At 70.7% G+C, this 7,921-nt stretch carries 5 protein-coding genes; 1 reads left to right on the top strand and 4 read right to left on the bottom strand.

Annotation, left to right across the window (positions count from 1 at the left end):
* Window positions 1-359: 359 nt before the first annotated feature.
* From ABZZ38_RS28825 to ABZZ38_RS28810, 4 genes are all read right to left on the bottom strand, one after another.
* Complete coding sequence (locus ABZZ38_RS28825; protein WP_356745196.1) at window positions 360-1,193, bottom strand: S-methyl-5'-thioadenosine phosphorylase; 834 nt, start codon at window positions 1,191-1,193, stop codon at window positions 360-362.
* A gap of 117 nt (window positions 1,194-1,310) precedes the next feature.
* Window positions 1,311-1,637, bottom strand: a complete 327-nt coding sequence (locus ABZZ38_RS28820; protein ID WP_356745194.1) for an FmdB family zinc ribbon protein — start codon at window positions 1,635-1,637, stop codon at window positions 1,311-1,313.
* Between the two features lie 69 nt (window positions 1,638-1,706).
* A complete protein-coding gene (locus ABZZ38_RS28815; protein WP_356745193.1) occupies window positions 1,707-2,990 on the bottom strand; it encodes an MFS transporter in 1,284 nt (427 codons plus the stop codon).
* A gap of 253 nt (window positions 2,991-3,243) precedes the next feature.
* A complete protein-coding gene (locus ABZZ38_RS28810) occupies window positions 3,244-4,797 on the bottom strand; it encodes a potassium/proton antiporter (RefSeq protein WP_356745191.1) in 1,554 nt (517 codons plus the stop codon).
* Window positions 4,798-5,010: 213 nt separating this feature from the next.
* On the opposite strand from ABZZ38_RS28810, the gene ABZZ38_RS28805 reads away from it, so the two are divergent.
* Window positions 5,011-7,839, top strand: coding sequence for a penicillin acylase family protein (locus tag ABZZ38_RS28805; RefSeq protein ID WP_356745189.1), 2,829 nt, complete (start codon window positions 5,011-5,013; stop codon window positions 7,837-7,839).
* The last annotated feature ends 82 nt before the right edge of the window (window positions 7,840-7,921 follow it).

The following is a 7,921-nucleotide window of genomic DNA, read 5'->3' as shown; positions in this document are numbered from 1 at the left end:
CCGACCACCTCGAGTCGGAGCGGATGGTGTACGTCCACGTCAGCTTGTCCGGGGACGACTTCCACGCGGCGCACCGCCCGCCGCAGCCGGTGCCGCCCGCCGCGCACACGCAGCGGAGCGAACCGAGGAACCCCGCGGATCTCCGGCACCGGAGACGGGGGAGACCCGGGACAGCCGGGGGAGGACAGGGGAAAAGAGGACGGCATGGCACACCACCTGGGAGATCGAAGAGCGACCGTGGAGCGGTCCGGCCGGCCTTGCGCCGACGCCCCTCACGATCCCGCGTGTCCGCCGATCCCGCTCGGGGCTGTGGACAACCAGAGGTGTGTGGAAAAGCCCCTCACCCGAGGGGCTGACCACTACGGCAGCTCGATGCCCAGATCCCAGCCGTCGTGGGCCCGCGTGCACAGGCAGGAGCGGCTCTCCGTCTCCGGCAGCGCCGCGACCGCGTCGAAGAGCACCTCGCGCAGTCGCCCGACGTTCTCCCCGAACACGCGCAGCACCTCGGTGTGCGAGACGCCGTCACCCGTCTCCGCGCCGGCGTCCAGGTCCGTCACCAGCGCCATCGAGGTGTAGCAGAGCCCCAGCTCCCTCGCGAGCAGCGCCTCGGGGTGCCCGGTCATGCCCACCACCGACCAGCCCATCGCCGCGTGCCATCGCGACTCGGCCCGGGTCGAGAAGCGGGGCCCTTCTATGACGACCATGGTGCCGCCGTCCACCGCCTCCCAGCCGCGCCCGTGCGCCGCCGCCAGTGCCACCTTGCGCCCGTCGGGGCAGTACGGGTCGGCGAACGACGTGTGCACGACGTTCGGCACGCTGCCCCCGGGGAGCGGCTCCCCGTCGAAGTACGTCTGGATCCGTGTCTTGGTCCGGTCCACCAACTGGTCCGGTACGAGCAGCGTCCCGGGCCCGTACTCGGGCCGCAGACCGCCGACCGCGCACGGCCCCAGCACCTGCCGGACGCCGACGGACCGCAGCGCCCACAGGTTGGCCCGGTAGTTGATGCGGTGCGGCGGCAGGTGGTGGCCGCGCCCGTGCCGGGGCAGGAAGACGACCCGCCGCCCGGCCAGCTCGCCGAAGAACAGCGAGTCGCTCGGGCTGCCGTAGGGGGTGGTGACCGGGACCTCCGTCACGTCCTCCAGGAAGGAGTAGAAGCCCGATCCGCCAATCACACCGATCTCTGCGTTCGCCATGCGGTCACCCTAATCGGACGGGTGAACGCCGAGGACCCCGCCGTGGGGAACGGCGGGGTCCGGGCGAACACGCGAAGGGGGCGCTGAAGCAGCGCCGCGGAGCGCGAAGGAGGAAGGTCAGGCGGCGGAGCTGGTGCTGCTGCTCGATGTGCCGGACGTGCTCGACGCGGCCGGCTTCGCGTCCGACGAGCCCTTCGCCGAGGACGACGAAGCGGACGAGGACGACGCGGGCGACGAGGAGGCCGCGGGCGCGCTGCTCGACGAGGCGCCACGGCTGTCGTTGCGGTAGAAACCGGAGCCCTTGAAGACGATGCCGACAGCCGAGAACACCTTCTTCAGGCGTCCCTTGCAGCTGGGGCACTCGGTCAGCGCGTCATCGGTGAACTTCTGCACCGCCTCGAGGCCCTCGCCGCACTCGGTGCACTGGTACTGGTAGGTCGGCACTGTGACTTCCTCCTGGCACTCTCACTCATTGAGTGCTAACGACAGTCCATACTGACGTATTCCGCCGGATCAGTCCACCGTCACCGGCACTCGGTGACCGACGCCACGTACCACGGTGCGGGTGGCGGCGCGCGGCGCGAGCCGCGAGCGGAGCGCGACCAGGGTGATCAGCGCCAGTGCCGTACCGGCCAGCGGGACCAGGAAACCGGCGCTCGCGCCGTATCCGTCCGCGAGCCGCCCGGCCACCGTCACGGCGGCGGCCTGGCCCAGCGCCACCGCGCCGGTCAGCCAGGTGAACGCCTCGGTGCGGGTGGCGGCCGGCACCAGCGTCTCGACCAGCGTGTATCCGGTGATGAGCGCCGGCGCGATGCACAGGCCCACGATCAGGCCCAGCCCGCCCAGCAGCAGCACCGAGTGCACCGACCACAGCAGCGAGGCGGCCACGGTCAGGCCCGTGTAGCCGAGGATCAGCCGGCGGCGCGGCCCGATCTTCCAGGGCATCGCGCCGACCGCGATGCCGGCCAGCATGTTGCCCGCGGCGAAGAGCCCGTACAGCAGGCCGTTGGCGCCCGGGTTGCCGATCTCCTCACTGAACGCGGTCAGCGAGACCTGCATGCCGCCGAAGACGGAGCCGATGCCGAGGAAGGCCACCGCCAGGACCCGTACGCCGGGTATGGACAGCGCGGAGCCGTGCTCCGCGCGCGCGTGGGCCCCGCCGAGGCCGTGTGTCGGCTGTGTACCGCGCTGGGCGGCGAAGAACAGGCCGCCGAGCAGCGTCAGCGACGCCTCGGCGATCAGACCGGCCGCGGGGTGGACGCCGGTGCACAGGGCGGTGGCCAGCACGGGTCCCACCACGAAGGTGAACTCGTCCGTGACGGACTCGAAGGCCGCCGCCGTCGACATGAGCGGGGACCCTTCCAGCTTCGCCGCCCAGCGGGCCCGGACCATGGGCCCGACCTGCGGCACGGAGGCGCCCGTCGGCACGGCCGCGGCGAACAGCACCCACAGGGGCGCGCCCGCCAGCGCCAGCGCCGTCAGCGCGGACACCGACGCGGTGTGCACGAGGACACCGGGGACGAGGACGGCGCGCTGTCCGAAACGGTCCGCCAGCTTGCCGCTCTGGGGGGCGAACAGCGCCATGGAGACACCGGTGACGGCGGCGACGGCTCCGGCGCTGCCGTACGAACCGGTGGTGTGCTGCACGAGCAGGACGATGCCGATGGTCAGCATCGCGAAGGGCTGCCGCGCCGCGAAGCCGGGCAGCAGGAACGTCCAGGCCCCCGGGGTGCGCAGGAGCTGCCCGTAGCCGGGGCGCTTCGCGCGAGAGGTGTCAGTACTGACCGTGGATGCCACGGCCCGTGCCTTTCTGCCGCCTGGTAGCGCGCTCCCCTGGGTGACGGGAGCCGCCGAGAGCTGTCCTCTTGCGCGGAACTGCGGTAGATACCGGGCCCACTGTGAGGGGCTCCACGGCCGCCGTGCGGTCGCGCCAGCTCTGCGTCAGGCAGAGTGCGTCGATCAGTTTTGGTCGATCAGTGTGCCTTCATGATACAGGTCGGAGCGTTGGGGTGCCTGTGAAATGGCCGACGTGTGCTCCGTCCGCCTCCGATCAGCGGGACGCCGGCCCTCCGGTGCCCAGCCAGTCGGCCAGCTTTCCGCCCTGGCCGACGGCGCGCAGCCGCCGCTCCGCCGCGTCGCGCACCGGATCGGTCGCCACCACCAGCAGCTCGTCGCCGCGCCGCAACGCGGTCGTCGGCGCCGGTACGAAGCTCTTCCCCTCCCGTACGACGAGGGTGACCGCCGCTCCGGCCGGCAGCCGCAGCTCCGCGACCTCCACGCCGTGCATCCTCGACGCCTCCGGGATGGACACCGACAGCAGGTGCCCGCGCAGTCGCTCCAGGGGTGCCGATTCGACGCCCAGGTCGGCCGCCTCCCCCGTGTCGCCCAGCCGTAGCGCTCTCGCCAGCCAGGGCAGCGTCGGGCCCTGCACCAGCGTGTAGACCACGACGAGGACGAAGACGATGTTGAAGATCTTCTCGCTGCCCTCGATCCCGGACACCATCGGGATGGTCGCCAGGATGATGGGCACGGCGCCGCGCAGCCCCGCCCAGGACAGCAGGGCCCGCTCCTGCCAGGGCAGCCGGAACGGCAGCAGGCTCAGGGCGATCGACAGCGGCCGTGCCACCACCGTCAGGACGAGCCCCACCATCACCGCCGGCCAGAAGTCGTCGAGCAGCTCGTGCGGGGTCACCAGCAGCCCCAGCAGCACGAACATGCCGATCTGGGCGATCCAGCCCAGCCCCTCGGCGAAGCCGCGGTTCGCGGGCGCGTGCGGCAGCTTCGCGTTGCCCAGCACCACCGAGGCCAGGTAGACGGCGAGGAAACCGCTGCCGTGCGCCATGGCGCCGGCCGCGTACGCCGCCACCGAGATGGCCATCACGGCGATCGGGTACAGGCCGGAGGCGGGCAGGGCCACGTGCCGCAGCCCGAACGATCCGAGGAAGCCGACCAGGAGGCCGATGGCCGCGCCGATGAGCAGCTCCAGGGCGATGGTCCCGACCAGTACGTACCAGCTGTCGACCGGACCGGTGGTGGAGAAGGCCACCACCAGGATCACGACGGGGGCGTCGTTGAAGCCGGACTCCGCCTCCAGGACACCGGTCACACGCGAAGGGAGGGGCACTTTGCGCAGGACGGAGAAGACGGCCGCGGCGTCCGTGGAGGACACCACCGCGCCGATGATCAGCGCCTGCCGCCAGTCGAGGCCGACCAGGTAGTGCGCCGCCGTGGCGGTGACGCCCACGCTCACCGCGACGCCGACGGTCGACAGCACGGCCGCCGCGGGCAACGCGGGTTTGACCTCCTTCCACTTGGTGCCCAGGCCGCCCTCGGCCAGGATCACCACAAGCGCGGCATAGCCGATCACCTGGGTCAGTTCGGCGTTGTCGAAGTGGACACCGCCGATGCCGTCCTGCCCGATGGCGATCCCGATCCCGAGGTACAGGAGCAGGCTGGGCAGCCCACTGCGGGACGAGACGCGCACCGCCGCGACGGCGATGAGCAGCACGAGCGAGCAGATGAGCAGGAGTTCGTTGAGCTGGTGGACAGTCAGTGGCCGTTCCTTCCCCTCGCGTGTACACGGCGCGTCCCCTCGCGGGACCACCGGTTACTTCGTTACCTTACCTAATCTTTAACGTTTCCTTGACGCCGCCTTCGTCCGCGCCGCGCTCGCGTGACGCGGGCGCGACATGCGGACGAGCCCGTGCAAAGGGCCCGCGAAGGGCCTCTGTACTGACTCCGCGTCCGGGGTGGATGAGCGCTGCGCCTATGGTTGCTCCCAGCACTCCTGGACCAGCCTGCGCCTCGAAGGACAGCGATGCCCGCCAACACCACCGCCGCTTCCACCAAGAAGAAGGGGCGACGTGCCCGCCTGCTCGTGTTCGCTCTGGTGCTGGCGCTGGTCGCGGGCGTCGGCTACGGGGCCTACTGGGCCGTCGGCACGGTGCGCGCCCCGTTCCCCCAGACCACCGGCACGCTCGACCTCGAAGGGCTGAGCGAGCGCGTCGAGGTCAAACGGGACGACTACGGCGTCCCGCAGATCTACGCGTCCACCGACGAGGACCTGTTCCGCGCCCAGGGCTACGTCCAGGCGCAGGACCGGTTCTGGGAAATGGACGTCCGGCGCCACATGACGGCGGGCCGGCTCTCCGAGATGTTCGGCAAGGACCAGGTCGACACGGACGCCTTCCTGCGCACGCTCGGCTGGCACCGGGTGGCGCAGAAGGAGTACGACACCAAGCTGTCGGCCGACACCAAGAAGTACCTCCAGGCGTACGCGGACGGCGTCAACGCCTACCTGAAGGGCAAGGAGGGCCGTGACATCTCCGTCGAGTACGCCGCCCTGTCCTTCAGCAACGACTACACGATCGAACCCTGGACGCCGGTGGACTCGGTGGCCTGGCTCAAGGCCATGGCCTGGGACCTGCGCGGCAACATGCAGGAGGAGATCGACCGTTCGCTCATGACCAGCCGGCTCAGCGACGAGCAGATCGAGGACCTGTACCCGGCCTACCCGTACGCGCTGCACCAGCCGATCGTCGACAAGGGTGCCGTGAACGGCGCCACCGGGAAGTTCGACCCCTCCGCCGAGGCGTCGGACAACCAGGGCTCCCAGGACTCCCAGGGCCCCGGAGGCGCGCGGAACGCCCAGCAGGGCTCCCAGGGCTCCCAGGACACCGAAGACGCCCCCGGGACCGCCGGCACGGCCCAGGGCGCCGCCCAGGGCCTCCAGTCGCAGCTGTCCGCGCTCTCGGCCGACCTGGACCGGATCCCGGCGATGCTCGGCACCAACGGCAACGGCATCGGCTCGAACTCCTGGGTCGTCTCCGGCAAGTACACGACCACCGGCAAGCCGCTCCTGGCCAACGACCCGCACCTGGCGCCGCAGCTTCCGTCGCTCTGGTACCAGATGGGTCTGCACTGCCGTTCCGTGTCCGAGAACTGCCGTTACGACGTGGCCGGGTACACCTTCGCTGGCATGCCCGGCGTGATAATCGGCCACAACCAGGACATCGCCTGGGGCTTCACCAACCTCGGCGCGGACGTCAGCGACCTGTACCTGCAGAAGGTCTCCGACCGGGGCTACCAGTACGGCCGCAAGGAAGTCCCCTTCACCACCCGCGAGGAGACGATCAAGGTCGCGGGCGGCGGAAGCCGGACCATCACCGTCCGCGAGACCAACAACGGCCCTCTCATCTCCGACCGCAGCAACGAGCTGGAGAAGGTCGGTGAGAAGGCGCCCGTGACGGCCTCCGCCCCGGACCGCGGCGACGGTTACGCGGTCTCCCTGCGGTGGACCGCGCTGGAGGCGGGCAGGTCCATGGACGCCGTGTTCAAGCTGAACAGGGCCAAGGACTTCAAGGAGTTCCGCCAGGCCGCCCGTGACTTCGAGGTGCCGTCGCAGAACCTGATCTACGCCGACGCCAAGGGCCCCGAGGGTCACATCGGCTACCAGGCGCCCGGCCGGATCCCGGTCCGCGCGGAGGGCCACGACGGCACCATGCCGGCGCCCGGCTGGGACCCGAAGTACCGCTGGAAGAAGGAGCCCGTGCCCTTCGACGAGCTGCCGTACGAGGAGAACCCCGAGCGCGGCTACATCGTGACCGCCAACCAGGCCGTCGTCGACGCGGAGAAGTACCCGTACCTCCTCACCGAGGACTGGGGGCACGGCTCGCGCAGCCAGCGGATCAACGACCTCATCGAGTCGAAGATCAAGGACGGCGGCAAGATCTCGACGGATGACATGCGCACCATGCAGATGGACAACATCAGCGAGATCGCCAAGCTGCTCACGCCGTACCTGTTGAAGATCGACATCTCCGACCCGTACGTCCGTGAGGCCCAGAAGCTCCTCGAAGGCTGGGACTACACCCAGGAGGCGGATTCCGGGGCCGCCGCGTACTTCAACGCGGTCTGGCGCAACGTCCTCAAGCTGGCCTTCGGCGACAAGCTCCCCAAGGAGCTGCGGGTGAAGGGCGAGTGCCTCAACGTCCGCCCGGCCGACTCCACCGGCCCCGTCGACGAGCAGAACAAGCTCGTCCGGGAGTGCGGTCAGCGCGACACCGACACCGCCCAGCCGGACGGCGGAGACCGCTGGTACGAGGTGGTCCGCCCGCTCCTGAAGGACGAGAAGAACGCGTGGTGGCAGAGCCCGGCCGGCCGCGTCGACACGGCCACCACCACCCGTGACGAGCTGCTCAAGCGCGCCATGGTGGACGCCCGCTGGGAGCTGACGTCCAAGCTGGGCAAGGACGTCACCAGCTGGAGCTGGGGCCGGCTGCACCAGCTGACCCTGAACAACCAGACCCTCGGCACCGCGGGCCCGGGCTTCCTGCAGTCCATGCTCAACCGCGGCCCCTGGGAGCTGTCCGGCGGCGAGGCGGCGGTCAACGCCACCGGCTGGAACGCGGCGGGTGGTTACGAGGTCGTCTGGGTGCCGTCCATGCGGATGGTGGTGAACGTCGGCGACTGGGACAAGTCCCGCTGGATCAACCTGGCCGGCGCCTCCGGGCACGCCTACAGCTCGCACTACACCGACCAGACGGAGAAGTGGGTCAAGGGCGACCTGCTGGACTGGCCCTACAGCGAGAAGGCGGTCGCCGCGAAGGCCGTGGACACGCTGGTGCTCCAGCCGGCCAAGCGGTAGCGGCAGGGGCTACGGCCCGGCCCCCGTGCCCGGCCCCGGGCCCGGAGGACGGGCCCGGCGCGGTCAGGCAGCCATCGGGCCG

Origin of the sequence: Streptomyces sp. NPDC006368 (assembly GCF_040612535.1) — a bacterium.
In the GTDB taxonomy this organism is placed as follows: Bacteria; Actinomycetota; Actinomycetes; order Streptomycetales; family Streptomycetaceae; genus Streptomyces.
This window is presented reverse-complemented; position numbering and strand designations above follow the sequence as displayed.

What these genes read in the sequence shown, in the direction of transcription:
- ABZZ38_RS28825 (WP_356745196.1), bottom strand. Translation starts at nt 1,193, where the DNA reads ATGGCGAACGCAGAGATCGGTGTGATTGGCGGATCGGGCTTCTACTCC.
- ABZZ38_RS28805 (WP_356745189.1), top strand. Translation starts at nt 5,011, where the DNA reads ATGCCCGCCAACACCACCGCCGCTTCCACCAAGAAGAAGGGGCGACGT.